The following is a 25,907-nucleotide window of genomic DNA, read 5'->3' as shown; positions in this document are numbered from 1 at the left end:
AGCGCTGGAGGTAGCTGTGGTTTCGGTGCGCAGCGTCGTGGACCGGGTCGGTCCCACGCTGCTCCACGCGCTTCTCGTGCCCGAAGGCTGTCCCGCGGTCGGCGACGTGGTGATCGCCGAACCGGGCGCGGAGTCCGCCATCGCGGCCGGTGACCTGGTGCTGGGCGTCGCCACGATCGAGCAGGCCGACGCCGCCGCGCTCGTCCGGGTGAGCGCCGGACGGGGTGCGGCGGCGGTGCTGCTGAAACCGCCGCTGGCGGCGAAACAGTCGGTGCGGCGCGCGGCGAAGGCGGCGGGGATCGCGTTGATCCAGGTGCACGCGGCGACGTCCTGGGCCCAGCTGGTCTGGCTGTTGCGCACGGTCCTGGACGCGCTCGCCGACGAATCCGAAGCACTCGAAGAAGGCGGCGACCCTGGTTCCAGCGACCTCTTCCGGCTCGCCGACGCCGTGGCCGCCGTGGTCGACGCGTCGGTGACGATCGAGGACACCAACTCGCGCGTCCTCGCCTATTCCGCGCGCCAGGACCTCACCGACCCGGCGCGCGTCGCGACGATCATGGGCCGCCGCATCCCCGACGACGTCCTGGCCCGGTTCCGCTCGCGCGGCGTGTTCCGGGAGCTTTCCCGCGGCAGGCAGACGATCTTCGTCCCGGCCCAGCGCGACGGCACCCTGCCCCGGCTGATCGTCCCGATCCGGATGGGCGGCGAACTGCTTGGCTCGATGTGGGCGGTCGTCCCCGGTCCGGTTTCCGAGGAACGCGCGGCGGCTTTCGCGGACGCGGCCCCAGTGGTCGCGCTGCACCTGCTGCGACGACGCGCGCATACGGACGCACAACGCCGGGCTTCCGCCGAGTTGCTGCGCGCGGTTTTGGAAGGACAGGTCCCGCCGCGCCGGGTGGTCGCCGAACTGGATCTGTCCGACGAGCCGCACCGGGTCGTCGTCGTGGACGTCAGCGGCGGCGACAGCCGAGATGCCGAGGGCTTGCTGCTGGCTTTGCTGGAACGGATTTCGCAGGGTTTCGGACGCCGTCCAGTCGCGGCTGACCTGGGTGGGTTGCTGTACGTGGTGGTACCGGACCGCCCCGGCGAGGGCGGCTGGCCGGAACTGCGGGAGGCATTGCTCGCCCAACCCGCTTCCCGCCGAGGCGGCCTACCGCGCGCAGCCGCGGGTGCGCCAGGCGACCCGACCGCGCTGGCCGCGTCGCGAGCCCAGGCCGACGAGGCGCTGGGACTGCTGCGGGCCGGACTGGTCGAGGGCCGCGTCGTGGCTTACGACGAGGCTTGGACGGCGCTGGTTTTGCACCGCGCCGCCGCCGGAGCAGCGGCGGCGCAGGTGTCGGAACTCGGCCCGCTCGGCGTGCTGCGCGCACACGACGAGTCGAGCAATGCCGGGTACGTCGACACTCTTTACGAATGGCTCCGGCATCCGGGCGACCCCCGCGCGGCCGCTGAACGGCTGCGAATTCACCCGAACACGTTGCGGTACCGGATGAAACGGCTGCTGGAGCTGGTTCCGCTGAACCTCGACGATCCGGATGTCCGGCTTGCTTTGCTCACCCAGCTGATCGCACTGCGCTGGAGTTGACGCGGTAGCTGAGATCGTTGGCGCGCAAAGATTCCGGCTCCATCCGGATCCAGACCGTGCCGCGCTCGGCCGGATCGTCGAGCAGATACGCGCGGAACCGCGGATCCCACCCGGACTCGTCCGGACCCAGATACCGCGCCAGCTTCCGCCGTCCGCGCGGCACGTCGAACGGCTCGACGGCGGCCTGCCCGCGCGCGATCACCTGCCGCACCAAGCCGGTCGCGAGATCGCAAACGTCGACAGTCATCGCGATCCGCGGCTCCGTGCGCACCCGGTCGGGCAGTCGTGACCACGGGCCGCTGAGGATCCAAAAGGCCCCGTCCTCCCAGAGGTACCAAGTGGGCCGAACGGTTGGACCCGCGGTGGCGACCCGTGCGGTCAGCGGCTGCGCGAGGAAGCTGTCGACGTCGAAATCGGTCACGCGACCAGCAGCGTCTTCCCGATCGTGCCGCGCGATTCGATCGCCGCGTGCGCATCAGCCGCACGCTCCAACGGAAACCGCTGCCCGATCACCGGAGTGAGCTGCCCAGCCGCAGCAGCCGCCAGTGCCGATTCGGTGAAGCCGCGCATCGCCGCCGCGTCGCCGATCGACCGGACCAGCTTCACGCCACGCGCCGCGGCGTCCTCTTCGGACACTTCCGTCCATGAACCGCTTGCCAGACCGTAAATCGCCATCCGCCCGCCAGGCCGCACCAGAGAGAACGCCGCCGTGCCGACCGCGCCTCCCACGCCGTCGAACACCACGTCCACCTCCCCGGCCTCCGCGGTCCACTCCGGATCGGTGTAATCAACGGCCAAGTCCGCGCCCAATTCCCGGGCACGGGCAAGCTTTTCGGCCCCGCCCGCAGCAGCCACGACCTCCGCGCCCGCAGCCTTCGCCAGCTGCACCAAGAGACTGCCGACCCCTCCGGCGGCCGCCTCGACGAGCACCCTTTCCCCCGGCGCGACCGCGGTCGCGTGCACGAGCCCGGTCGCGGTGCGGCCGTCGGCCAGCAATGCGACGGCCGCGTCGAGGCTCAGCGCGTGCGGCACCGGGAACACCAACGCCGCGTCCACGACCACGCGCTGCGCGTAACCGCCGCTGCCGCCGGTCGAGGTCACCACGCGTTTCCCGACCAGCGCCGGGTCCACGCCCTCCCCGGCGCGGCTGATCACACCCCCGACGCCGTTGCCGGGCACCATCGGAAGCGTGCTGCCGAACGGCCCCGTCCCCGTCGCCCGGAACTGCGTTTCCACGAAGGTGACGTTGGCGAACGCCACCTCGATCAGCACCTGTCCCGGCCCGGGAGCCGGATCCGGAGCCTCCCCCGCCTCCAGCACCGCCGGCCCGCCGAACTCCCGCAGCCACACCGCTCGCATGTAAGCCCTTCCTCGAAGTCTCCGCCGGGTGCCAGCCAACTACCTCAAGTGCGGTCGAGGTCAAGGGCGTTGTCCTGGCAGCACTACTGACCCGGCGCAAGACTGTGGCGGCGGGATGATGACACCGCCGTCCGGGTAGATCACCGTGAGTGGCAACACCTTCGACAGAACCGCCGCCAGGAGGCAAGCAGTGCGCATCGCCGTTCCCCGTGAGATCAAGAAGCACGAGTACCGGGTCGCGTTGACCCCGGCAGGCGTGCACGAACTGGTCGGTCGCGGGCACGACGTCTTCGTCGAGACGGGTGCCGGGACCGGGTCGTCCATCACGGACGAGGAGTACGTCGCCGCGGGCGCGAAGGTGCTCGCCACCGCGGAGGAGACGTGGGCCGAGGGCGAGCTCGTGCTGAAGGTGAAGGAGCCGATCGCCGAGGAGTACCCGCGCCTGCGCAAGGATCTGGTGCTGTTCACCTACCTGCACATCGCCGCGGACCGTCCGCTGACCGACGCGCTGCTGGCCGCGGGAACCACCGCGATCGCGTACGAGACGGTGCAGAAGCCGAACGGCGCGCTGCCGCTGCTGGCCCCGATGTCCGAGGTCGCGGGCCGGCTGGCCCCGCAGGTCGGCGCCTACGCCCTGATGAAGCCGAGCGGCGGCCGCGGCGTCCTGCCCGGCGGCATCCCCGGCGTGCACCCGGCGCGCGTGGTCGTCATCGGCGGCGGCGTGGCGGGTCTCAACGCCGCTCGCGTCGCACTGGGCCTCGGCTCCGACGTGGAAATCCTCGACACCAACGTCGACCGTCTCCGCCAGATCGACAACGACTTCGGCGGCCGCATCCGCACCGTCACCTCGAACCGGCTCTCCGTCGAAGAGTCGGTCCTGGAAGCGGACATGGTCATCGGCGCGGTCCTGGTCCCCGGCGCGAAGGCCCCGAAGCTGGTCTCCAACGACCTGGTCTCCCGCATGAAGCCGGGCAGCGTTCTCGTGGACATCGCCATCGACCAGGGCGGCTGCTTCGCCGACTCGCGTCCGACCACGCACGACGACCCGACCTACACGGTCCACAACTCGGTCTTCTACTGCGTGGCCAACATGCCGGGCGCAGTCCCGCGCACGAGCACCTACGGCCTGACCAACGTCACCCTCCCCTACGCGGTGCAGCTAGCAGACAAGGGCTGGAAAGCCGCCCTCTCCGCAGACCCCGCCCTGGCCCTGGGCCTGAACACCCACTCCGGCGCCCTGACGAACGCCCCCGTAGCCACCGCCCACTCCCTCCCCCACACCCCCGTCGAAACCGCCCTCGCCTAACCAGCCACGGCAAAGCGGCGAGGGCCGAAAGCCCTCGCCGCTTTTCTTATGTCCCAACGCTTTTTGTTCCACCCAACCGCCGCCGAACGCACCGTGGGGGTCCGGGGGGCTCGGCCCCCCGGGTAATACGACGCCCCTTCCCGGGCGAAGCGCCGCCAGGCGCGAGCAGAGGAAGGGAAGAAGGGGCGACCCGCTCAACCAGCCTGGGGGTCACTGGGAGCGGGTCGCCGGGTACTAGCTTAAAGAACATTGGGCGGGAGCGCTCGTTCGGGGGTGGATTTCGCCGGGGTTCTTCCCGGTGACCAGGTGAACGTTCAACCTTTCACCTTTGCCGCCCGGACCAGGGTTTCCCTGCTCCACGAGGCTTCCAGGGCCTTTCGGAACCCGCTGGCGTGCCGTTCGTCACCTCTGCCCGCGGGAGCGCCGGTTGTGCCCGTTTGGTCCGGGCCGCCGGCTCGCTCGGGAATAAATTGTCGGTGCCGCTCCCTAACCTTGTGATGTGACCACCACTGCGACGCCTGCGCGTCAAGACCGTCCGATTGCTGAGACGGCGCCCCGACCGGTCGGCTGGGTGCGCCGGTTGTCCGCTGCCTGCTGGGAGCATCGCGGCGTTGTCGTGCTCGCGATGACGGCGGCGGTGCTGAGCGTCGGGGTGCAGGCGGCGAGTCCGTTGCTGGTGCGCTCGGCGGTGGACGACGCGGTGGCCGGGCATACGTCGCAGCTGGCCGGACTCGCGGTGGGGCTGGTGGCGTTGCAGATCGTCGCGTTCGGGTCGGCGTTCCTGCGCCGGTATGTCGGCGGCCGGCTGGCGCTGGACGTGCAGCACGATCTGCGCAACCGGGTGTTCGGCGCGGTCTCGCGGCTGGACGGCGGGAAGCAGGACGCGTTGCGCACGGGGCAGGTCGTGTCGCGCGCGATTTCGGATCTGCAACTGGTCACCGGGTTGCTGATGCAGGTGCCGCTGTCGGCCGGATCGGTGATTTTCGCGGTGCTGTCGCTGGGCGCGATGCTGTGGATGTCGCCGCTGCTCACGCTCATCGCGCTGGTGGTCGCGCCCGCGGTCGGGATCGTCGTGGCGTTGAGCAGGCGGCGGTTGTTCCCGGCGACCTGGTCGGCGCAGCAGCGCGCGGCGGATGTCGCGCAGCACGTCGAGGAAACCGTCACCGGCGTGCGCGTGGTGAAGGGGTTCGGGCAGGAGGCGCGCGAGGTCGCGCGGCTGGAGCGCACGGCCCGGAAGCTTTTCGCGGAGCGGTTGCGCGCGGCGAAGCTGTCCGCGTTGCCGACAGCGACCACGTCGGCACTGCCTGCCGCGGGTCAGGTCGCGGTGCTGGCGATCGGCGGCATGCTGGCGTTGAACGGGCAGATCAGTCTCGGCACGTTCCTCGCGTTCGCCACCTATCTCGCGGCGTTGATCGGCCCGGCGCGGTTCCTGTCCGGGCTGGTCGTGCAGGCGCAGCTCACGCGCGCCGGCGCGGAGCGGGTGTACGAGCTGATCGACGCGCAGCCGGAGGTCACCGACAGCCCGGACGCGCGGCCGCTGCCGCCCGGCACGCTGGGCGTCGAGCTGAACGACGTGAAGTTCGGCTACACCCGCAGCGATCCGGTGCTCGACGGGCTCACTCTCGAAGCTCGCCCCGGCGAAACGCTCGCACTGGTGGGCACGGCGGGGTCCGGCAAGTCCACGATTTCCATGCTGCTGCCCCGGTTTTACGACGTGCACTCGGGTTCGGTGCGGGTCGGCGGGCTGGACGTGCGCGACGTGCCGTTGAAGGACCTGCGCCAGGCGATCGGCGTGGTCTTCGAGGAAGCGTTCCTGTTCTCCACCTCGGTGCGGGACAACATCGCGTACGGCCGCCCGGACGCGAGCGACGAGGAGGTCTTCGCGGCCGCCCGCGCGGCGGAGGCGGACGAGTTCATCCGCGCGCTGCCGGACGGATACGCCACCGAGGTCGGCGAACGCGGGCTCACGCTGTCCGGCGGGCAGCGGCAACGGCTTGGGCTGGCCCGGGCTCTGCTCACTGACCCGCGCGTGCTGATCCTGGACGACGCGACGTCGGCGATCGACACCGTCACCGAAGCCGCGATCCACGACACGCTGCGCGCGGTCACCGCTGAACGCACCACGTTGCTCATCGCGCACCGCCGGTCAACGCTGCAACTGGCCGACCGGATCGCGGTGCTGGATCAAGGTCGAGTCGTCGACGTCGGCACCGAGGAGGAACTGCTGGCGCGGTGCGCGCTGTTCCGCGAACTGGTCGCGGGTCCAGGCGACGACGTCGAAAAACCGCACCGCTGCGACAACCTCGAGCCGGGCGCGGACGGCACCACGGCAGTCCTGTGGCCCACGGACGAACGCGACGAGGTCGACGCTCTCGCCGAGGCCGCGCAGTCCCGCGGCGGCATGCCAGGCGGCGGCAGCGGGTTCGCGGGCAGCGGCGGCGCCGACGTGCCACCGACCCCGGAACTGCTGGAAGGCGTCCGCCGGCTGCCTCCGGCCACCGACCGGCCCCGGCTGTCCGATGTGGACGTCACGACCCCGGACCCCGGCTTCAAGCTGTCCCGGATCCTGCGTCCGGTGCGCTGGCCGCTCATCGGCGTGATCGGTCTGGTCGCGGCCGACGCACTGGCCTCGCTCGCGCTGCCCGCGCTGTACCAGCGCGGCGTCGACCACGGTGTCCTGCCCGGGGTGGCGAGCGTCGTGTGGCTGCTGGCCGGGATCGGTGCGCTCGTCGTGGCGGCCGACTGGTTCGTGGTGCGCTGGCAAACCCGGCTCACCGCCCGCGTCGGCGAGACGGTGCTGTACTCGCTGCGCGTGCGCAGTTACGCACACCTGCAACGGCTCGGGCTGGACTACTACGAGCGCGAACTGTCCGGGAAGATCATGACCCGGATGACCACGGACGTCGACGCGTTGTCCACGTTCCTGCAAACCGGCCTCGCCACCGCGGTCGTCAGCGCGCTGACGTTGGTGGGCATCACGGTCGCGCTGCTGGTCACCGATGCCGCGCTGGCCGTGTACGCGCTGGCCATGCTGCCGATCCTGCTCGTAGCCACGCTGATCTTCCGGCGGGTCGCTTCGCGTGCGTACAGCGAGGCGCGCGAGAAGGTGAGCGTCGTCAACGCGGACATGCAGGAGAACGTCAGCGGTCTGCGCGTCGCTCAGGCGTACACGCGCGAAGAGCGTTCGGCGGAGGTGTTCGCGTCGCGCAGTGACGACTACCGTCGGTCGCGGCTGCGCGCGCAGCGGTACATCGCGACGTACTTCCCGCTTGTCTCGCTGCTGTCGGATCTGGCGACGACGACGGTGCTGGTCGTCGGCGCACACCGGGTCGCCGGCGGCACTCTCGAAGCCGGTGTTCTGCTCGGATTCTTGCTGTACCTCCAGCAATTCTTCTCGCCGATCCAGCAACTGTCGTCCGTGTTCGACGGCTACCAGCAGGCCCGCGTCGGTCTGAGCCGCATCGGCGATCTGCTGCGCACACCGACGTCGGTACCCCCGGCCGAGCAGCCGGTCGAACTGCCCGCACACCTGTCCGGCGAAGTGCGGTTCAAGGACGTCGATTTCTCCTACGCCGGGGCGGAAAAGCCCGCACTGGAGAACCTGACGCTCGACGTCGCAGCGGGCGAAACCGTCGCACTGGTCGGCGCCACCGGCGCAGGCAAGTCCACTGCGGTGAAGCTCGTCGCGCGCTACTACGACGCCACCGGCGGCGCGGTGTTGATCGACGGCGTCGACGTCCGCGAGTACGACCTGCCCGCATTGCGCGCCCGGATGGGCGTGGTGCCACAGGAAGCGCACCTGTTCTCCGGCACCGTCGCGGACAACGTGCGGTACGGCCGTCCCGAAGCCACCGACGCGGAAGTCGAGGCCGCCGTACGCGCTGTCGGAGCCCTGGACGGAGTAGCCGCGCTCCCCGCCGGTTTCCGGCAACCAGTAGGCGAACGCGGCCGCTCCCTGTCCGCCGGGCAGCGGCAGCTCGTCGCACTCGCCCGGGCCGAACTGGTCGACCCGGACGTGCTCCTGCTGGACGAAGCCACCGCCGCCCTGGACCCAGCCACCGAAGCCACGGTCCTCCGCGCCACCGAGCACCTCGCCCGGCGCCGGACCACCTTCGTAGTCGCCCACCGCCTGGCAACCGCCGCGAAGGCCGACCGGATCGTCGTGCTCGACCACGGCCGCATCGTCGAACAGGGCACCCACCCCGAGTTGGTGGCTGCGGGCGGACATTACGCCCGGCTGTGGGCACTGGGATGAGCCAGAAGATGCTGCGGCGCTAGACCACGGGGCCTGCGCCGCTTCGAGGATGCCGATGCATCGCGCGAGCGCCCTTGCCTATCGGGCGCTCGCGCGATGCCTGGCCTCAGCCCGTCTCCGGCAACGGCCGTCGAACCGTCCCCGCGCAGCGGGCCGCTGCCGCGCCGCGCGCGCTCGCGGTCAAGAAATCTTGCGACGATAAATCACATTGGCGAAGAAGTACGCCACCGCCAAAATCCCCACACACCACGCCAGCGCGGTCCAAATACCCGCACCGACCGGGCGCTCGGCGAACAGATCGCGGATGGTGTTGACGATCGACGTCACCGGCTGGTGTTCGGCGAACGCGCGCACCGGTCCGGGCATCGTGCCGGTCGGCACGAAGGCCGAGCTGACGAACGGCAGGAAGATGAGCGGGTACGAGAACGCACTCGCGCCGTCCGCGGATTTGGCGGTCAGGCCCGGGATCACCGCGATCCAGGTCAGCGCCAGGGTGAACAGCACCAGTATGCCGAGCACCGCGAGCCACGCCAGCGGTCCCGCGCTGGTGCGGAATCCCATCGCGAACGCCACGAGCACCACGACGGCCACCGAGATCAGGTTCGCGATCACCGAGGTGAGCACGTGCGCCCACAGCACCGCCGAGCGCGCGATCGGCATGGACTGGAAACGCTCGAAAATGCCGCCCTTCATGTCCAGGAAGAGCCGGAACGCGGTGTAGGCGATCCCGGAGGCGATGGTGATCAGGAGAATGCCGGGCAGCAGGTAGGTCACGTACGACTCGGAGCCGGAGTTGATCGCGCCGCCGAAGACGTAGGTGAAGAGCAGCAGCATCGCGATCGGCGTGACCGTCGTCGTGATGATCGTGTCCAGGCTGCGGGTGATGTGCCGCAGTGACCGTCCTAACAGGACCGAACTGTCGGCGACGAAGTGGCCGCTCATTGCCCGTCCCCCTTGCTTCCGGTGCCGACGAGGGAAAAGAAGACGTCTTCCAGCGTCGGCTGCTTCTCGACGTACTCGACCTTGGCGGGCGGAAGAAGCTGCTTCAACTCGTCCAGCGTGCCGTTGACGAGCACCCGCCCCTCGTGCAGGATCGCGATCCGGTCGGCGAGGTGTTCGGCCTCGTCCAGGTACTGGGTGGTGAGCAGCACTGTCGCGCCCTGCTCAGCGAGTTCCTCGACCGCGCGCCAGACGTCGTTGCGCGCCTGCGGATCGAGCCCCGTCGTCGGCTCGTCGAGAAAGATGACCCGCGGGTCCCCGATCAGGCTCATCGCGATGTCAAGACGACGGCGCATGCCACCGGAGTACGTCGACACCTTGCGCGATCCAGCGTCGGTCAACGCGAACCTCCGCAACAACCCGTCCGCGATCACGCCCGGATCCTTGAGATGCCGCAACTTGGCCACCAGCACCAGATTTTCGCGTCCGGTAAGGATTTCATCGACGGCCGCGAACTGACCGGTGAGACTGATCGACTCGCGGACGTCCGCCCCCTGGCTCGCCACCGCGAACCCGTTGACCTCCGCCTCTCCCGCGTCAGCCTTGAGCAACGTGGACAAGATCCGCACGACCGTCGTCTTGCCCGCCCCGTTCGACCCGAGCAACGCGAAAATACTGCCGCGCCCTACCTCGAAATCCACGCCGCGCAACACTTCCAGCTTGCCGTAGGACTTTCGCAAGCCCCGCACTCGTATCGCCGGCGCCGTCATACCGCACCGCCCGCCGCGCGGTCGATGGATTCGGTCAGCCGCGTCCGCTCTCGGGAAATCCAGTTCCCCTCGGGATAACTCCGGAGAAACTCCTCCGCGAATTCGACCGGCTCGTCACCGACAATGCCGCGAACCGAAGTCCCGTTCGCCACGCTCTGCTCGAACAGGTCGATGAGATCGTCCAGCATCCGCAGGTGGCTCTCCGCCGTCCCCGGCCCGAAGTACTGCAGATACCGGTGCAACGCCTTGATCGCCGTCCGATAGTCCGGCGGCAGCTCCTCGACGCGCGCCTTGTACCGCCGGTACCGCTTCTTGTCCTCCAGCGGCCCGGTGACTACTTCCAGATAATGCAGATACTTGCTTTTTCCGTCATTCCCCATGATCGATTCCCTCCTTGCGCAGCTGTTCGAGCCGGTCCGAGAGAAACCGCCAGTTCCGCCAGAACTCGGCAAGACTCGCGCGCCCCGGCTCGTTCAGCGTGTAAACCTTCCGCGGCGGCCCTTTCTCGGACGGCACTTTCTCGACGTCGACGAGCCCGCGCTGCTCGATCCGCACGAGCAGCGCGTAAACGGTGCCCTCGGCGAGATCGGTGAACCCCCGCTCGCGCAGCCAGGAGGTGATCTCGTACCCGTAGGCGGGCCGCCCGGCAAGAATCGCGAGGACGATGCCCTCCAAGGTCCCCTTGAGCATCTCCGTCGCCTGCTTGCCCATCGAACGCCCTTCAGCTAGTCAGTGTTGCTGAGTACCGGTAGATAGTAACACTGACTACCGGCGACAGCGAGGGGCTTCGGCGACTCCCCCTTGACAGGAAGGCGAGCGGGACCGCACTCACGCACCTGGGCGCGGCTCAGCCCCGCTGATCCGTTCGACGAGCTTGTCGCGGCACTCCCCGCCGCTGGGAACTTCGGTTCGTCGCCGTGCGCGTCTGCCTGACGCGCCACTCTATGGGCGAGCCGGAAAACCCCGCGATCTCCGAGGATCCGCGCCGGCGCGGTTCAGGGCAGTTCGCGCCAGCGGAGGTCGCCCCAGCCGACGGAGGCGACGTCGGCCAGTTCGGCCCAGCGGGTGGTCCCGGGTCGGACGTGCGTGTCCGAGCCGATGGACCACTCGGGCGCTTCCGGCTCGACGTGCTCGAACTCCTCGATGCAGGACGGGGTCCGCCACACCGCGGTGCAGGAATCGCACATCAGGACGACCTTGCCGTGTTCGGTGACAAGCGGGCGGATCAAACCCTGGTCCCAGAACGACGGACATTCGACCAGCCACATCGCGTCACCACCGCCTCGCGCCTCGAAAATCGCTGCGGCCGGGTGAGGCCGCAGCCTTTCGACAGCACAACACCGGTCAGTGAACGAGTCGCTACGCAGATCCCAACTCAGCCGTAACAGGCGCGGACGTCCTTGCACCGCGCCGCCCAAGCGAGTGGCCTGGGCCGCTGCCTGCCGCGGTTGCCGCTCACCGGCTCGCCCGGAAAGCACCCGCGCGCCCAATTGCCGCCCGGCAAGCCCTCGGCGCGAAACCTGTTACGCCGCACCCGGCACACCACCCCGCCACGCGAGCCGGAGCCGCCCGCCTAGCTAGACGGCCACCCTCACCCGCAGTACCCCGCCGTCTCCAACGCTTTCCGGCAGGCAGCCACCGCAGCCAGATCAGCGTCCGGACCTCCAGCCCGCGCAGGCAGCATCGCCAGCACCGAAGCTTCCTTCGCGCGCACCGTCGGGTGGATGCGTGCCGCCTTGGCCAGCAACTGCGACGGCCCCGTCTCCACCAGCACCCGCCGTCCCTCAATCGGGAGTGGTGACTCCGGGCCCAGCAGCGTGCCCAAAGCCGGCCAGAACCGCACTGGTTCGACGGGGTGAGAAGCCCAGTAGGAAGGGTCCGTCGCCTCCGAATCGCTGAGCACGCGGCCGGTATAGCCCGAGACCATCGGGATCTTCGGGGGCGACGGCTGCGCGGCGGCAACTGACGGGAGGCACCGGGCGGCAGCCTCGGCCAAGGCGGGGCTGTGGAAGGCCGACGTCGCGGGGACACGGAGGCAAGTCCGTCCGTCGGCGCGCAACTTCGCCGAGGCCTCCGCCAAGGGGGCTTCCGGGCCGGAGAGGATCAACTGGCGCGGGGCGTTGATCGCGCCGATCACGACTTCATCCGTGAGGACCGCGGCGACATCGTCGACGGTCGCGGCCACGGCGAGCATTCCGCCTGCGGGGGCGGACGCCAGTTCCTGCACCCGGTTCCACATCAGTTCGGCCGCGGCGGGGACTTCGAAGACGCCGGCGAGAGTCGCGGCGGCTACCTCGCCGACGCTGTGACCCAGCAGGGCGGCCGGTTCCACGCCCCAGGAAAGGATCATCCGGCCCAGCGCGTGGCCCACGGTGAACAGCAGGATTTGCGAGCGGGTGACGTGGTCCAGGGCAACAGCGGGCGAGTCGGTCAGCCAGTCGGCGCGGATGGCGGGGCCGTCGGGGCCCAACGCGGCGAAGACTTCGTCGACGGCATCGGTGAACGCCTCGTCGTGACCGTACAGGCCGGCGGCCATTCGGACATGCTGCGAACCCTGGCCCGGGAACAGCAGTGCGACCTCGGTCATTGACGAAACTCCTTCCGCCGGGAAGCACCGGAACCGAACCGGATCGTCGGGCACGGCGGTCGACGGCTGCTCGACCCCTGCTGGACCGCCAGGTCGAGTCCGTTCCCACAGGCTGTCGAGAGCCCGCCGGAAGGGTGGCGGCATGAGATTCGACGGGCTGTACCTCGCCGGGCTCGGCAGTTGGCTGCCACCGGCGACGACGACCGCCGAAGCGGTGCGGAGCGGGCAGTGCTCGGCCGAGACGGCGCGCAAAAGCGAGATGGAATCGGTCCTTGTCGCGCCCGAAGGGATCGCGCCGCCGGAGATGGCGGCTCGGGCCGCGCGAGTCGCCTTGGAGCGGTCCGGGGTGGCGCGCGGGGACATCGCGGTGCTGCTGCACGCGACGTTGTTCCATCAAGGCTACGACTTGTGGTCGCCGGCCGCGTACGTCCAGCGGGCAGCGGTCGGCGGGACCTGTCCGGCGATCGAGGTGCGGCAGGTTTCCAACGGCGGCATGGCAGCACTCGACCTCGCGGCCAGTTACCTTCTCGCGGACCCGGCGCGGCAGGCGGCGTTGATCACCGCGGCGGACCGCTTTGACGGGCCCGATTTCGACCGCTGGCACAGCGACCCGGGCACGGCGTACGCAGATGGCGGAACGGCGATGGTGCTGTCCAGCGTCGGCGGATTCGCGCGGTTGCGCAGCCTGGCGGTGGTCGGCGGGCCGGAACTGGAAGGCATGCACCGTGCGGGAGCGGCGTTCGGTGAGGTCGAGATGAGCACTCGGCAGCTGGTCGATCTGGACGCGCACAAACGATCATACGTGGCTGAGGCCGGAATGTCCCAGACGCTCGCGGCCATTCTCGACGGGCAGCGCGAGGCGTTGAAACGCGCGCTGAGCGACGCCGAACTGGAACTGTCCGATGTGGACCGGCTGGTGCTGCCGCACTTCGGGAGGCGGCGGCTGGTGTCGAACTACCTGCGGCACATGGACGTTCCGCTCGAACGGACCACGTGGGATTTCGACAGCAAGATCGGCCATCTCGGCGCGGGCGACCACATCGTCAGCTTGGAACACCTGGTGCGAACCGGCGGGTTGCGGCCCGGACAGACGTGTCTGCTGATGGGCGTCGGCGCGGGATTCTCGTGGAGCAGTGCGGTGATCGAGCTGATCGAAAAACCCGAGTGGGCTGACTAGAGCAAACGAGGAAAGGCCCCGCGAGAGGAGGAGTCGCGGGGCCTTTTCTCGTGCGGAAGCTACTCGACGATAGCGACCGCGCGAGCCCATCCGGCACCGGCGCCGGCCAGTTTCACCGGGAAGCACGACAGCGTGAAACCGTGCGCCCGCGGCAGTTCGGCGAGATTCGCCAGCCGTTCGATCTGGCAATACTCCCGGTCGCGGCCGCGCATGTGCGCCGGCCACAGCACCGACTTGTCGCCGGTCCGCTGGTAGGTCTCGATGATGTGCGTGAAGGGCGCGTCGAGGCTGAACGCGTCCGTGCCGATCACGCGGACGCCGAAGTCCAGCAACAGATCCAGCCCGGACTGGTCGAGGCCGACGAACTCGGTGAAGTACTTCGGCGTACCGGCGTGCTGGTCGGCTCCGGTGTGGAGCAGGACGATGTCCAGTTCCTTCGGCTGATAGTCGACCCGGGACAGTTCCGCGCGCACATCGTCGGCGGTGATGACCCCCGGCGCGCGGCCGGTGAAGTCCAGGACCACGGCGGGACGGTGGAACCAGTCGACCGGCATCTGGTCGATCGTGCGCGGGGCCGAACCGTACGACGTGGCGTCGCCGTAGTGCGCCGGCGCGTCGATGTGCGTGCCGGTGTGCGTGGTCAGCGACACCGTGTCGTTCGTCAGGAACTCGGCGTCCCGCAGCACTTCCGGGTCGAGGTCCATGCCGAAGTGCTCGCGCATTTCCGACACCAGGTGCTTGGCCCCGTCCTGTGCGGACATGGTGACCAGCGACAGCGGCTCGGGCTCCCAGCCTTCCGGGTCGATCGGGGAGGACAGGTCAATCAGCTGCAACGGAGTTCTCCTTCTCAGTCAAGAACGCAGGCCGAGGCCGCCGTCCGCGGTGATCACCTGGCCGTGGATCCAGCCGGCTTCGGGTGCGCTCAGCAGCGCGACGACATCGGCGACGTCGGCGGGCGTGCTCAGCCGGCCGGCGGGGGTGCGGGCCGCCAGCACCTGCACCATCTCGGGCTGGGTGGTCTCGTCGCCCTTGTCCAGCTTCGCGGTCGTGACGGCGTTGACCGTGATCCCGCGCGGGGCCAGCTCAACCGCCAGGTAGCGCACCAGCGATTCGAGCGCGGCCTTCGCGACGCCGAGCGCGACATAGCGCGGGATGACGCGCTGCGCACCAGAGCTGGAAACGGCGAGCACCCGGCTGCCCGGCTTCAAGTGTTCGAGAAGCGCGGGAACCAAGCGCAGCAACGGATCCAGTGCGGCGGCCACGTCGGTGTGCAGGTCGGCGACCGACGCTCCGGCAGCGGGCATCGGATGCCACGACGCGGCGTTGTGCACCAAGACGTCCAGGCCCCGGCCGGCCGCCGAAACAGCGGCGGCCAGCTGCGCGGCACCGTCCTCAGTGGACGGATCGGCGCGGATCAGGGACGCCGAACCGGGCAGTCCCTCCAGGCTCGCGAGGGCGGCTTTGGCGGCTTCGTCGTCGTGCGCGTAGTCGAGCAGCACGTACGCGCCGCTCTCGCAGAACTTCCGGGCGATGGCCAGCCCCAGCCCCTTGGTGGCGCCGACCACCAGGACGCTGCGGCCGGCCAGGCCGAGATCGCTCACGCCGACGCCTCGGAGACCGTCGAGTACAGGTCCGCCTCGACGTCGACCAGCTCGACGAACTTCTTCACGTGTGCCTGGAACTCGGGGCTGGTCACGACGGCCTTGTGCGCGTTCGCGTCGACCCACTGGCCGATGTTCAGGTACACCTTGGGATCACGCAGCGACCGCACCATCTGGTAGGCGACGAACCCGGGCTGCTCGGCCATGTACTGCGCGTGCTCGGTGAAGACCTTCTCGAACTCTTCCGGCTCGCCCTTGACGGTGAACTTGCTGATGAACGTGACCACGGTATCGGCTCCTAGCAGTGCGGTTCCGGGATTCTGGGCGCCGCGCACGGAGGACAGCGCCTCGCGCAGCTCGCGGCGGACGAGCTTGCCGTTGGGCGAACGCGGGATCGCCCTGGTCAGCTCGACGTGCTCGATGTGCTTGTAGTACGGCTGGGCGGCGTTGATCTCCGCGGCGATCTCGCCCGCACGCGGAACCCATTCGTCGCCCGCCGGGACGATCAGCGCGGCCGCCACCGCGCCGGCGAACTCGTCCGGCTGATCGACCACCGCGCAGTCGGCCACGCCGGGGTGACGCAGCAGCTCGGCCTCGATCTCGGTGGGCGAGATCAGCCAGTTGTCGCGTTTGAAGACGTCCTTGATGCGGTCGGCCAGGAACAGGTACCCGTCCTCGTCCAGGCAGCCGACGTCGCCGGTCGGCAGCCAGCCCTCCGCGCCGATGCCGTCGCCGTCCGGGCGGCCGAGATAGCCGCGCATCACCTGCGGGCCGCGCACCTCGACCTCGCCGCGTTCGCCGACCGGAAGCGGCTCCCGGGTCGACAGATCGACGACGCGCACCTCGGTGTCGCGCACGACCTGGCCGACCGAGCCCGGACGCGGCGCCGCCGGACCGTCGGAGAGGACCAGCGGTGCGGTTTCGGCGAGGCCGTAACCCTGCACGACCGGGATGCCGAACTGCGCGCGGAGGATTTCCGCGTGCACCGGGGACAACGCCGAGCCACCGGACAGGATGACCTCGCAGCCGGGCAGCTTCAGGTCCGCCAGCCGCGGGTCGGTGGCGAGCCGGGCCAGGCGGAACGGCATCGAGTAGTAGTGCGTCACGCCCGCCGCGAGAGCGATCGTGGCCACCGGGTCCGGCGCCAGGCAGAGCACCTGGGTGGCTCCGGCGATCAGCCCGGAGTTCAGGTGCATCGGGTGGTAGCTGGGCAGGTGGTTGAACGTCACCGACGTTCCGGTCACCCCGTGCGCCTCGGCGACCTGCACCGCGTTGACCGCGATGTTGCGGTGGGTGAGCCGCACGCCCTTCGACTGTCCGGTCGTGCCGCTGGTGAAGTGGATGCACGCGACGGCGTCCGGCTCCAGCTCCACCGGCTCGCCGGCCGGGCCCGCCGCCAATGCGGCAACCGAGGCAGCCCGGTCCGGGTTCCCGAAGCACAGCAGGTGTTCCGGCGTCGCGGAGGCCCGAGCGACCGCCGCGGTCATCGAATCGTTCAGCACCGCGGCCGCGGCCGAAGACTCGGTCAGCACCCGGCCGAGGTCGCCTTCCCGCAGCAGCGGGCTCAACGGCAGCACGACGTTTCCGCTGCGCAAAGTGCCGTAGTAGGCGATCGCGAATTCCGGGTGCAGCACCGACGACATCGCGACGACCGAACCAGCCGACCCGATCCGATCCGCCAGCGCCGCAGCGAACCCGGATGCGGCACGGTCGAGTTCGGCGAACGTCAGGACCGCCTCGCCGAGCCGTACCGCGACCTGGTTCGGGCTGTTCTCCGCGAGGATGCGCAACGCGTCCGGCAGCAGCGGTGTGTCGAGCAGCGACGCGACCGGGAGGACACCGTCAGCCATCGGCCCGTTCCTCCGCCCAAGCCTTGGCGAGGTTCAGCGTCGCGGTGCTGTTGGTGCCCAGCGCATTGCGCACGAACGCCTTCGCGTCCTCGACGGTCTTGCCTTCGCCGAGGATCTTCTCCACCGCGTCGCGCTTGATCACCACGGTGTGCTCGGACGTCGCCCGCACCCCGCCGCCCGGCTGCGGCACGATCGTCCACAGTCCGTTGTGGACGGTCAGGAGCGCGGGCAGCACCTGCTGCTTGTACGCGATGGCGTGCTCGTCGTCGAAGCACACGCGCACCGACTTCGTGGTGTGCACGGCGCCGGTCGCGGTCTTGGTGTCCATCTCCATGACCTGCAGACCCGGGGTTTCCTCAGTCAGGTCGAGCCGCTGGACGTGCGGCAGCCGTTCCGGCCACAGGTCCGACCGGTAGAGGAACTCGTAAACCACCGCCGCGTCCCCATTGATGTCGACGCTGTCGGCGAACACCGTGGTGAGTTCTTCGGTCTCGGCGAGGCCTTCCGCGATGCCGCGGAGGTTCTCCAGTTCGTGCTCGCTGTTGCGGTCGACCGCCTTGCTCACCCACTCGACGTTCTCCGGCAGGTCGCGCACCGCGCTGAACGCGTGTTCCAGGACGACGGTGCACGAGTCCGGGCCGCCGGGCTGGATGTTCCACGCCCCGGTCATCGACGCGACCGGATGCTGCGAGACCTCCTGGCGGAAGTCGATGCGCAGGCCGTCCTCGTCGAGGTCCCGGCGCGAGGTCCAGGTCTTGGGCTCGTCGTTCGCGGTGGCCCACAACCGGATGCGCTCGGTGGTGCCGTCGCGTTCGAGCTGGCGCGCGTGAACCGTCGGTCCGAAGTAGACCGGCCAGCGGGTCACGTCGGCCAGCAGCGCGTACACGGCCGAGGCGGGCGCGGCGACGTCGATCTTGTGTTCGGTCTCGTAGATCCGGAGTGGTGCAGCCACGTGCTCGGTCCTCTCAGTAGTTGCCAAGCCCGCCGCAGACGTTGATCGCCTGCCCGGTCATGGACGCCGCGGTGTCGGTGACGAGGTAGCCGACGAGGCCCGCCACCTCCTCCGGAGTGGAGTACCGGCCGAGCGGGATCTTCGCGGTGAACTTCTCCAGCACGGCTTCCTCGGTGGTGTTCCAGGCCGCCGCGTACCGGCCGCGGATCGCCTGCGCCATCGGGGTTTCCACGTAACCGGGGCACACCGCGTTGACCGTCACGCCGGTCTTGCCGAGCTCGAATCCGAGTGCCTTGGTGAAGCCGACGACACCGTGCTTGGACGCCGAGTACGGCGCGCCGAGCACCACGCCCTGTTTGCCCGCGGTGGACGCGATGTTGATGACCCGGCCCTTGTCCTTGGCCAGCATGCCGCCCTTGGTGAGCACCTCGCGGGTCATCAGGAACACGCTGTTGAGGTTCGTGTTGATCACGTCGAACCACAGCTCGTCCGGGATCTCCGCGGTCTGCCCGCCGCCGCTGCGGCCCGCGTTGTTGACCAGGACGTCGATCGGGCCGTACCGGTCGACCGCGGCCGCGACCAGCGCCTGGATGTCGTCCTTCTCCCGGACGTCGCAGGTGCTGCCGTCCACGTCCAAGCCCTCGGCGCGCAGGTCCCGCACCGTGTCGTCGACGGATCCCTGGGTGCGGGCGCAGAAGTACACCTGGTAGCCCTGCTGCGCCAGCGATCGGGTCACCGCGAGCCCGATCCCGCTGGTGCCGCCGGTGACCAGCGCTACGCCCCGGCTCTGTTCGGTCATCGTGTCCCTCCTGGGTTGCTCGGCGCGCGGAACAGGTCCGCGCGCACGTCGCGCGGGCGAGCTCCGAACGCGACGAGATTGAGGATCTTGCGGAAGATCGGGGTGTGCGGCAGCAGCTTCGCGAGCACCGGCCGCACGGCGTCCACGACCCGGCCGGAGGACAGCATTCCCTTGTTCTGCCTCGACTGGAGCGTGAACACGGTGTCCACCGCGGCGCGTCGCTCGGCCTCGAAGCCGGCGAGCGCGGCGGGCCTGTTGTCTTTCGCGGCTACGGCCGCGACCAGCTCGGGGTGCAGCGCGACGGCGTCCGCGATGGCCAGGTTGATGCCCTGCGCGCCGATCGGGCTGTGCGTGTGCGCCGCGTCGCCGATGAGCACGAGCCCCGGCCGGACCCATTCCCGCGCACGGCCGGAAAACACGTCCAGCGGCGACAGTTCGGACAACGCGGTCACTTGCTCGCGAATCAGGTCGGCGTGCTGCGGGACCGCGGCGATCAGCTGTGCCCGGATGTGCTCGATGCCCTTGGCGGCCACCGTTTTGTAGCTGCCCTTCGCCAGCGTCCAGCCGATCTGGACGCGGTCCGGGTAGGAATCGTGCACCAGCACCGGATCGGCGGCGGTGCGGTGGATGCGGACCGCGTTGGTGCGCCGCTCCGGGGCGATCAGCTTGAACCACACGACGTCGTGCTCGAACTTCTCGAACTTGTCGTAGCCGATCCCGGCGAGCGAACGAGTCTTCGAATACCGGCCGTCCGCGGCGACCACCCAGCGGGCGCGCACCTGCGTCTCGCCGTCGCCGGAACCGCAGCGGATCCCGGTCACCGCGCCGTCCTCCTCCAGCAGCGCCCGGGTCGAGCAGCCGCTGAGCAGCCGGAAGCCTGGTGTCGCCTTGCATTCGTCGAGCAGGCGCTCCAGCAGCAGCCGCTGCGGCAGGCTGAGCAAATGGTCGTACGGCGCGGGAAGCGTCGTGTAGTCGATGTCCAGCAGCGTGCGTTCCCCTTGCACCAGCTGGAAATGCCGCATCGGGTACCCGCCGATGCCGTCGAGCACGCCGAGCTGGTCAAGCGTGCGCAGCGCACCGGGCTGGATGATCTCGCCGCGGTACTCACGGTCCAGTGACGCGCTCCGCTCCGCGACGACGACGTCCACTCCGGACCGGGCGAGCAGCAGCGCCAGCACCAGACCCGCCGGTCCGCCGCCGGACACGCACACGTCCGCTTCGATCTCGCGCACTCGATCCCTCCCGCCGTCGCACCGCCTCGGCACACCCTCCAGCGGACCGGTCCAAAACGGCTCGACGCACAGTCGGCCGTCCCGCGCGAGTGGTCCACGAGGGGACTTTGAGCCGGCCGCGCGACTGTCGGACGACACGCGGCCGACGAGGAGGAAACGGTGGCGACAACCGCGCACCCGCGGGTGGGAATGGAGCTGTACCACCAGGTGCAGGCCTTTTACGCCAAGCAGATGCAGCTGATGGACGACGGCGAAGTGGAACCGTGGGCGGAGACGTTCACCGCGGACGCCACTATCGCGAACAACGCCAACCCGGCGCCGGCTACCGGGCGGGAGCTGATTTTGAAGGTGGCTCGGAAGCTAGCCGCCGACGTTGTTTCGCGAGGGGTTCAGCATCGGCATTGGACTGGGATGCTGGTGGTCACAGAGGACAGTGCGGATCAGGTGCGGACGCAGTTGTACGCGATGGTCGCCGAGATTCCCGCTGGGGGCGAGGCCCGGTTGTGGCGTAGCACGTTTTGCCGGGACACGTTGGTTCGCGGCGACGACGGGTGGCAGGTCGCCCGGCGTGTGGTGACTCATGACGATATTCAGGGTTCTGGAGCGGAGGAGCAAGCGTGACTGTGTCGGGCGAGTTGTATCAGGAGATTCAGCAGTACTACGCGTGGCAGATGCAGTTGCTTGACCAGGCTCGGACTGACGAGTGGGCGGAGACGTTCACTGAGGACGGGGTTTTCGCGGCTAATGCCGCGCCGGCGCCGGTTAAGGGGCGGGCTGCGATTGCGGCGGCTTCGGCGGCTACGCATCGGCAGTTGGCTGAGGTGCATGAGTTGCGGCGGCATTGGTTGGGGATGTTGACTGTTTCCCCTGGGGCTACCGCGGATGAATTGTCTACTCGGTGTTATGCGTTGATTATTGCTACGCGTAAGGGTGGGGAGCCTCGGATTCACTGCAGCACGTTGTGTGAGGATCAGCTGGTGCGGGTGGGAGACACTTGGCAGGTTAAGTACCGGACTGTGTCCCGGGACGATATTCGGTGAGCTGACCGGCCTACGGGCGGAAAAAGAGAAGAGGGTTGCGTTGGGGCACCCCGAAGCTTGAGTGCGACTACGCGCGGAGAGGCTTGTCGAGGCTGGAAAGATGCCTTTGACAAGCCTCTCCGTGCGTGTTTTTGGCTTCGTATCGGGGTGTGGGCGCCTTAGCTGAATGAGCGCCCGGCGCGGCTGCGCGTACTGGTTGCGGAGCGGGGGCGCACGACCTGAGCAGTGGATGCGCCGGGCTCGCGGTCGCCGGGTTAGCGCCCCAATGTGGCATTGGGTGCATGCGACGCACCGAACGCCACATTGGGTGCGTCTGACGCACCCAATGCCACATTGGGGCGCGCCGGAGGCGGCGAGCAGGGGTGTCGTGAGGGGAACCCTGAGGGAATCAGAGTCCGGGTGGGTTCCACTCACGGACTTCTCGACAGTGGGAGCTAGCGGGTCATGTCTGAGCCGCCGTTGACCGAAACTACCGTGCCTGCGATGTAGCCTGCTTCTTTGCTGGTGAAGAAGGCGACCATCGCGGCTACGTCTTCCGGTTCCGCTGCGCGGCCTGCGGGGATTCGCTTTTCGAAGGCGGAGAACCAGTCCGGCGGGGCCTCGCCCAAGGCGTCGGTGCGGGTCAGGCCTGGGGAGACCACGTTCGCCACGACGCCGTTGGGTGCGCCTTCGCGGGCGGTGAACTTCGCGTAGGAGATCAGGGCCGACTTCGCTGCCGCGTGTGCGACCACGTCTGCGCCCACTGGGCCCTTGCTCGCTTCCGCGGCCAGGTAGACGATGCGGCCGTAGCCCTGGTCCTTCATCAGCTGCCACACCGCGCGGGTGGGGTGGAAGGCAGCCGCCAGCTCGTCGTTCACCTTCGCGGAGAACGTTTCCCAGGGGATTTCCGCGACCGAGCCCTGGGCCAATCCGACGTTCGCGTTGCAGACGAGTGCGTCTACGCGGCCGTATGCCTCGACGGTCGCGGCCACCAGCGCTTGCGCGCCCTCCTCGTTGCGGACGTCCGCTCCTGCTGCGATTGCTTCGCCGCCGGCCGCGGTGATCGCTGCTACCGCCTCTTCCGCGGCCTCTTTGGACGTCAGGTAGTTGATCACCACCCGGTCGCCTCGTGCGGCCAGCCGTTCCGCGATGCCGCGGCCGATTCCGCGTGCCGCACCGGTCACCACCGCGACGCGGCGTACCTGGTCTTCCACCCGCTGCTCCTCGGTTTCGGGCTTCCGGCCTCTCCGGATGCCGTTTCTGCCAATCTATCGGCTGAAACCGTTGCCGCGACACCGCCTTCAGAGATCTTCGAGAACCTTTTGAACGGCGGCAGCGAGCATCGGACGACTACCCGAAACGGCCGAGGAGACAACCCGGATGTCCGACGATCCCGCGCGCGCGAAAACACCGCAGCTCGAGCTGATGAATCTCATCATCGGCGATTGGAAAGCCCGCGCCGTCTACACGGCCGCCGAACTCGGCTGGCCCGACCGGCTGGCCGACGGGCCCCGCACGGCCGCTCAGGTTGCCGCCGAATCAGGCACCGATCCCGTTGCCACCCAACGATTCCTGCGGTACCTCGCCGCACTGGGCGTGTTCCGCGAGGAGAACGGCTCGTTCTCCCTCGCCGGACTCGGCGAGCTGCTGCGCAGCGACCGGGAAGACTCCCTGCGGCCGTACACGCTCATCGCGGGCTCCGAATTTCATCGCGCCTGGACTGACATCGCCTCCGCCGTGCGAACCGGACAAAATGCTTTTGAAGGCGCATTTCAGTCTAGCTTCTTCGAGTACCTCTCCGCAAACCCCGAACGCGGAAAACTTTTCGACCGCGCGATGGCGGGCAACACGGCGTTGTTCGACGCGCTGCCCGGCGCCTACGACTTCGGTGCGCACGAGCGATTTGTCGACGTCGGCGGCGGCAGCGGCGAACTGGCGGTCCGGCTGCTCGCCGCGCACGAACAACTCCACGGCACGGTCTACGACGCCGAACAGTCCGCTGAGGCCGCGAAAAAGGCCATCGCGGACGCTGGCCTCACCGAACGCTGCGCGGTGGCGTCCGGGGACTTCCTGGAGTCCGTTCCCGAGGGCGGCGACATCTACCTGCTCGCTCGAGTGCTGGTGAACTGGCCGGACGAGGACTGTGCGCGGATCCTGGCGAACTGCGCGGCGGCGGCCGCTCCGGGGGCGCGGTTGTTGCTGGTGGAGCGAGTGTCCGGGCCGGGGGTCGACAACGCGCTGCTGCTGTCCCACGACACCCTGATGTACGTGCTCTTCGGCGGGGGCGGGATCCGTTCCAGCGCGGAAGTGACCCGGCTGCTCGAGGAAGCCGGGTTCGCGCTGGACGCGATCACTCCGCTGCCGCAGGAGTTCTCGCTGATCTCCGCCACCCGCCGAAGCTAAGCGCTCCAGGCCCGGGAACGCGTCAGGACACCTCAGCCGCCCGCCGTTCCCGGGCCGGCACCACCACGAGAACCACGATCGCCGCCAGCACCGCGGCACCGGCAGCAGCGAGAGCCGTCGCGCGCATCGCGACCGAGAACGCGTCCGCGCCCGCGGCGAACAGGTCAGCACCCTGGGTGCCGCCCAGACCCGCCGCGGCGGCCTTCGTCGCTTCGATCGAATCTCCCGCCGCGGCGCGCGATTGAGACGGCAGCACCGACAGCGCGGGCTCGACCCCGTTGCGGTACACGACAGTCAGCAGCGAACCCAGCACCGCGATGCCGATCGCGCCGCCGATGCTGCGGCCCATGTTCGTCAGCGCCGACCCGACGCCCGCGCGCTCGCGCGGCACCGCGGACATGATCGTGGTGGTCGCGGGCGGCATCACGTTGGCCATCGCCAAACCGACCAGGAAGTCGGCGACGAACACCGGCCACAACGGACTGTGCTGGTCCAGCAGCGCGAAAATCGCCACGCCCACGGCCAGCAGCGACAAGCCGCCGACGAGCACGTTCTTGGGCCCGAACTTCGCCGACAGCGCCGCCGAGCGCGGCGAGAACACCGCCAGGGCCAGCGCCAGCGGGAGAATCGCCAACCCGGTCATCAGCGGGCTCACGCCGAGCACGCTCTGCAGGTAGAAGATCAGGAAGAACGGCACGCCGAAGTTCACGAAGAACGCGAGCGTCACCGCACTGGTCGCGCCGGCGACCCGGCGGTCCGACACCAGCCGCAGATCCAGCGCGGGCGCCGCGGACCGCAGTTCCACCAGGATGAACACGACCAGCAGCACTACGCCGAGCACCAGCGGGACATACACCCGCGGATCGGCGATCGTGGCCAGGTTGCCCGCCTGGATGATGCCGTAGACGAGCGCGGTGCTCCACGCGACCGACAGCACCACGCCGGGCACGTCGAGCTTGCGCGCGGTCGAAGTGGACTCCGGGACCATCAGCACGGTCAGCACGATCGCGGCGAGCACGATCGGGCCGTTCACCAGGAAAATCGAGCCCCACCAAGCGAACTGGATGAGGAAGCCGCCGAGCACCGGGGCCACCACGGCCGCGATGCCGGCGGCGGACACCCAGTACCCGATGGCGCGCGGGCGTTCCTTGTCGCCGAACACGTGCGAGATGGTCGCGAGCGTGGTCGGCGGGATCGCCGCGCCGCCCGCGCCCATCACGACGCGCCACAGCACCAGTTCGCCGGGCGAGTGCGCGAACGCCGCCAGCACGCTGGAAACGCCGAACACCACAAGCCCGATCAGGAGCACCTTCCGGTGCCCGAGCCGGTCCCCCAGCACGCCCCACGCCAGCAGCAAACCGGCGTACACGAGCGTGAACCCGTTGACCACCCACTGCAGCTGGTCCGCGGACGCGCCGAGCCCGTCGACCGGATCGGCGAGCGCGCGGAAGGCGATCGTCACGATCGTCGCGTCCAGCACGGTGAGCAAAAAGGACGTCAGCAGCACCGCGAGGATCGCCCAGCGGCGCGGGTTCAGGGCAGGCTCGGACACCTGTCCTCCTTCGGAAGGCTTGGCGGAATTCCCCTTAGCTGTCGGCGAACTTGCCGTTGGACGATGTCGCGCGGGCAGACGATCGCGAGCCGCTGTGCCGGTTCTGGCCGGCACAGCCACTCACGACACCTGACCAGGCGCGATACCGAACAACAGACCCCCTCGCCAACAGGCACTTACACCGCGGAACCGAGCCTGCTGTTCACCAGTTCGACCAGAGCGCGCGGCGTGTCGATGTCGACCACCGTTTCGTCCGGCAGCTCGACTCCGTAGTCGCGCTGGAGCATACTCGCGGTCTCCATTAGCGCGAGCGAGTCATAGCCCAATTCGGCGAACGGAATGTCGCGCGCGTCGGTGGTTTGTGCCATTTCGTCGCTCTCTCCGGCGCAGCGGCGGATGATCTCCATCAGATCTTCGTAGGTCAGCTCGCGCATGATCGCTCCTCCTGCCGCGCGAAAGCGGCTGTCAGTGGGTTCTTCTTGCTGGACAAGGCTTTGCGGTTCGGCCGTTCGGGTGATCTT

The 25,907-nt window shown here is 69.1% G+C and carries 24 protein-coding genes; 7 read left to right on the top strand and 17 right to left on the bottom strand.

Going from position 1 to position 25,907, the window contains the following annotated elements:
* The first annotated feature begins 16 nt into the window (after positions 1-16).
* Positions 17-1,585: a PucR family transcriptional regulator gene (locus H4281_RS07305; protein WP_182890058.1), complete on the top strand. Its 1,569-nt coding sequence runs from the start codon at positions 17-19 to the stop codon at positions 1,583-1,585.
* Here the strand turns inward: H4281_RS07305 and H4281_RS07300 are convergent.
* On the bottom strand, positions 1,554-2,006 hold the full coding sequence (locus tag H4281_RS07300; RefSeq protein ID WP_182890057.1) for a pyridoxamine 5'-phosphate oxidase family protein: 453 nt from the start codon (positions 2,004-2,006) through the stop codon (positions 1,554-1,556). The two genes, H4281_RS07305 and H4281_RS07300, sit on opposite strands and share 32 nt — an antisense overlap.
* Positions 2,003-2,944, bottom strand: coding sequence for a zinc-binding dehydrogenase (locus H4281_RS07295; protein ID WP_182890056.1), 942 nt, complete (start codon positions 2,942-2,944; stop codon positions 2,003-2,005). Before H4281_RS07295 ends, H4281_RS07300 begins: the two co-directional genes overlap by 4 nt.
* A 190-nt stretch (positions 2,945-3,134) precedes the next feature.
* Here H4281_RS07295 and ald point away from each other — a divergent pair, with 190 nt between their 5' ends.
* Complete coding sequence (gene ald, locus H4281_RS07290) at positions 3,135-4,250, top strand: alanine dehydrogenase (protein WP_182890055.1); 1,116 nt, start codon at positions 3,135-3,137, stop codon at positions 4,248-4,250.
* 538 nt (positions 4,251-4,788) lie between these two features.
* Entirely contained in the window at positions 4,789-8,505 is a 3,717-nt protein-coding gene (locus tag H4281_RS07285; RefSeq protein WP_182890269.1) for an ABC transporter ATP-binding protein, read from the top strand.
* Between the two features lie 180 nt (positions 8,506-8,685).
* On the opposite strand, the gene H4281_RS07280 is transcribed toward H4281_RS07285, so the two are convergent.
* The 6 genes from H4281_RS07280 to H4281_RS07255 all read right to left on the bottom strand — a co-directional run bounded on the left by H4281_RS07280 (position 8,686) and on the right by H4281_RS07255 (position 12,801).
* The gene (locus tag H4281_RS07280; protein ID WP_182890054.1) at positions 8,686-9,447 is read right to left on the bottom strand and encodes an ABC transporter permease; all 762 of its coding nucleotides are present in this window, start codon (positions 9,445-9,447) and stop codon (positions 8,686-8,688) included.
* On the bottom strand, positions 9,444-10,214 hold the full coding sequence (locus tag H4281_RS07275; RefSeq protein WP_182890053.1) for an ABC transporter ATP-binding protein: 771 nt from the start codon (positions 10,212-10,214) through the stop codon (positions 9,444-9,446). The genes H4281_RS07280 and H4281_RS07275 overlap by 4 nt, the downstream gene beginning before the upstream one ends.
* Positions 10,211-10,594 carry a DUF1048 domain-containing protein gene (locus H4281_RS07270; protein ID WP_182890052.1) on the bottom strand — a complete coding sequence of 128 codons (384 nt, stop codon included), beginning with the start codon at positions 10,592-10,594 and terminating at the stop codon, positions 10,211-10,213. The genes H4281_RS07275 and H4281_RS07270 overlap by 4 nt, the downstream gene beginning before the upstream one ends.
* Entirely contained in the window at positions 10,584-10,925 is a 342-nt protein-coding gene (locus tag H4281_RS07265; RefSeq protein ID WP_182890051.1) for a PadR family transcriptional regulator, read from the bottom strand. Before H4281_RS07265 ends, H4281_RS07270 begins: the two co-directional genes overlap by 11 nt.
* Before the next feature lie 284 nt (positions 10,926-11,209).
* Entirely contained in the window at positions 11,210-11,482 is a 273-nt protein-coding gene (locus H4281_RS07260; protein ID WP_182890050.1) for a hypothetical protein, read from the bottom strand.
* Between the two features lie 323 nt (positions 11,483-11,805).
* Entirely contained in the window at positions 11,806-12,801 is a 996-nt protein-coding gene (locus H4281_RS07255; RefSeq protein ID WP_182890049.1) for an acyltransferase domain-containing protein, read from the bottom strand.
* Positions 12,802-12,943: 142 nt separating this feature from the next.
* Between H4281_RS07255 and H4281_RS07250 the strand changes: the two genes are divergently transcribed.
* Positions 12,944-13,978: a ketoacyl-ACP synthase III family protein gene (locus tag H4281_RS07250; protein WP_182890048.1), complete on the top strand. Its 1,035-nt coding sequence runs from the start codon at positions 12,944-12,946 to the stop codon at positions 13,976-13,978.
* 59 nt (positions 13,979-14,037) lie between these two features.
* Here H4281_RS07250 and H4281_RS07245 read toward each other — a convergent pair whose 3' ends face one another.
* From H4281_RS07245 to H4281_RS07220, 6 genes are read right to left on the bottom strand one after another with little or no spacing between them, the layout of a single operon-like run.
* Positions 14,038-14,811 carry a cyclase family protein gene (locus H4281_RS07245; protein WP_037817183.1) on the bottom strand — a complete coding sequence of 258 codons (774 nt, stop codon included), beginning with the start codon at positions 14,809-14,811 and terminating at the stop codon, positions 14,038-14,040.
* An 18-nt stretch (positions 14,812-14,829) separates the two neighbouring features.
* Positions 14,830-15,579 carry an SDR family oxidoreductase gene (locus H4281_RS07240; RefSeq protein WP_182890047.1) on the bottom strand — a complete coding sequence of 250 codons (750 nt, stop codon included), beginning with the start codon at positions 15,577-15,579 and terminating at the stop codon, positions 14,830-14,832.
* Positions 15,576-17,429 (bottom strand): AMP-binding protein, encoded by a 1,854-nt coding sequence (locus tag H4281_RS07235; protein ID WP_182890046.1) that lies wholly within the window; start codon positions 17,427-17,429, stop codon positions 15,576-15,578. The genes H4281_RS07240 and H4281_RS07235 overlap by 4 nt, the downstream gene beginning before the upstream one ends.
* Complete coding sequence (locus H4281_RS07230) at positions 17,422-18,381, bottom strand: aromatase/cyclase (RefSeq protein WP_237597164.1); 960 nt, start codon at positions 18,379-18,381, stop codon at positions 17,422-17,424. Before H4281_RS07230 ends, H4281_RS07235 begins: the two co-directional genes overlap by 8 nt.
* Positions 18,382-18,394: 13 nt before the next feature.
* Positions 18,395-19,180 carry a 3-oxoacyl-ACP reductase FabG gene (gene fabG / locus H4281_RS07225; RefSeq protein ID WP_043832838.1) on the bottom strand — a complete coding sequence of 262 codons (786 nt, stop codon included), beginning with the start codon at positions 19,178-19,180 and terminating at the stop codon, positions 18,395-18,397.
* Positions 19,177-20,412: an FAD-dependent monooxygenase gene (locus H4281_RS07220; RefSeq protein WP_182890045.1), complete on the bottom strand. Its 1,236-nt coding sequence runs from the start codon at positions 20,410-20,412 to the stop codon at positions 19,177-19,179. The genes fabG and H4281_RS07220 overlap by 4 nt, the downstream gene beginning before the upstream one ends.
* A gap of 159 nt (positions 20,413-20,571) precedes the next feature.
* Between H4281_RS07220 and H4281_RS07215 the strand changes: the two genes are divergently transcribed.
* Together H4281_RS07215 and H4281_RS46780 are read left to right on the top strand one after the other, a co-directional pair.
* Positions 20,572-21,033 (top strand): nuclear transport factor 2 family protein, encoded by a 462-nt coding sequence (locus tag H4281_RS07215; protein WP_220506779.1) that lies wholly within the window; start codon positions 20,572-20,574, stop codon positions 21,031-21,033.
* Positions 21,030-21,452 (top strand): nuclear transport factor 2 family protein, encoded by a 423-nt coding sequence (locus tag H4281_RS46780; protein WP_220506778.1) that lies wholly within the window; start codon positions 21,030-21,032, stop codon positions 21,450-21,452. The genes H4281_RS07215 and H4281_RS46780 overlap by 4 nt, the downstream gene beginning before the upstream one ends.
* Before the next feature lie 434 nt (positions 21,453-21,886).
* On the opposite strand, the gene H4281_RS07205 is transcribed toward H4281_RS46780, so the two are convergent.
* The gene (locus tag H4281_RS07205) at positions 21,887-22,645 is read right to left on the bottom strand and encodes an SDR family NAD(P)-dependent oxidoreductase (RefSeq protein WP_182890044.1); all 759 of its coding nucleotides are present in this window, start codon (positions 22,643-22,645) and stop codon (positions 21,887-21,889) included.
* Between the two features lie 166 nt (positions 22,646-22,811).
* On the opposite strand from H4281_RS07205, the gene H4281_RS07200 reads away from it, so the two are divergent.
* Positions 22,812-23,834, top strand: a complete 1,023-nt coding sequence (locus tag H4281_RS07200; RefSeq protein ID WP_182890043.1) for a methyltransferase — start codon at positions 22,812-22,814, stop codon at positions 23,832-23,834.
* A gap of 22 nt (positions 23,835-23,856) precedes the next feature.
* Here H4281_RS07200 and H4281_RS07195 read toward each other — a convergent pair whose 3' ends face one another.
* Both H4281_RS07195 and H4281_RS07190 read right to left on the bottom strand, forming a co-directional pair.
* Positions 23,857-25,386 (bottom strand): MFS transporter, encoded by a 1,530-nt coding sequence (locus H4281_RS07195; protein WP_182890042.1) that lies wholly within the window; start codon positions 25,384-25,386, stop codon positions 23,857-23,859.
* A gap of 176 nt (positions 25,387-25,562) precedes the next feature.
* Positions 25,563-25,820, bottom strand: a complete 258-nt coding sequence (locus tag H4281_RS07190; protein WP_037817205.1) for an acyl carrier protein — start codon at positions 25,818-25,820, stop codon at positions 25,563-25,565.
* Positions 25,821-25,907 lie beyond the last annotated feature (87 nt).

The sequence above is a fragment of the Amycolatopsis dendrobii genome, from assembly GCF_014145675.1.
Lineage (GTDB): Bacteria > Actinomycetota > Actinomycetes > Mycobacteriales > Pseudonocardiaceae > Amycolatopsis > Amycolatopsis dendrobii.
Note: the sequence above shows the minus strand (reverse complement) of the source record. Positions and strands in the feature narration are given on the sequence as shown.

What these genes read in the sequence shown, in the direction of transcription:
- H4281_RS07295 (WP_182890056.1), bottom strand. Translation starts at nt 2,944, where the DNA reads ATGCGAGCGGTGTGGCTGCGGGAGTTCGGCGGGCCGGCGGTGCTGGAG.
- H4281_RS07280 (WP_182890054.1), bottom strand. Translation starts at nt 9,447, where the DNA reads ATGAGCGGCCACTTCGTCGCCGACAGTTCGGTCCTGTTAGGACGGTCA.
- H4281_RS07275 (WP_182890053.1), bottom strand. Translation starts at nt 10,214, where the DNA reads ATGACGGCGCCGGCGATACGAGTGCGGGGCTTGCGAAAGTCCTACGGC.
- H4281_RS07270 (WP_182890052.1), bottom strand. Translation starts at nt 10,594, where the DNA reads ATGGGGAATGACGGAAAAAGCAAGTATCTGCATTATCTGGAAGTAGTC.
- H4281_RS07265 (WP_182890051.1), bottom strand. Translation starts at nt 10,925, where the DNA reads ATGGGCAAGCAGGCGACGGAGATGCTCAAGGGGACCTTGGAGGGCATC.
- H4281_RS07260 (WP_182890050.1), bottom strand. Translation starts at nt 11,482, where the DNA reads ATGTGGCTGGTCGAATGTCCGTCGTTCTGGGACCAGGGTTTGATCCGC.
- H4281_RS07255 (WP_182890049.1), bottom strand. Translation starts at nt 12,801, where the DNA reads ATGACCGAGGTCGCACTGCTGTTCCCGGGCCAGGGTTCGCAGCATGTC.
- H4281_RS07250 (WP_182890048.1), top strand. Translation starts at nt 12,944, where the DNA reads ATGAGATTCGACGGGCTGTACCTCGCCGGGCTCGGCAGTTGGCTGCCA.
- H4281_RS07235 (WP_182890046.1), bottom strand. Translation starts at nt 17,429, where the DNA reads ATGGCTGACGGTGTCCTCCCGGTCGCGTCGCTGCTCGACACACCGCTG.
- fabG (WP_043832838.1), bottom strand. Translation starts at nt 19,180, where the DNA reads ATGACCGAACAGAGCCGGGGCGTAGCGCTGGTCACCGGCGGCACCAGC.
- H4281_RS07200 (WP_182890043.1), top strand. Translation starts at nt 22,812, where the DNA reads ATGTCCGACGATCCCGCGCGCGCGAAAACACCGCAGCTCGAGCTGATG.
- H4281_RS07190 (WP_037817205.1), bottom strand. Translation starts at nt 25,820, where the DNA reads ATGCGCGAGCTGACCTACGAAGATCTGATGGAGATCATCCGCCGCTGC.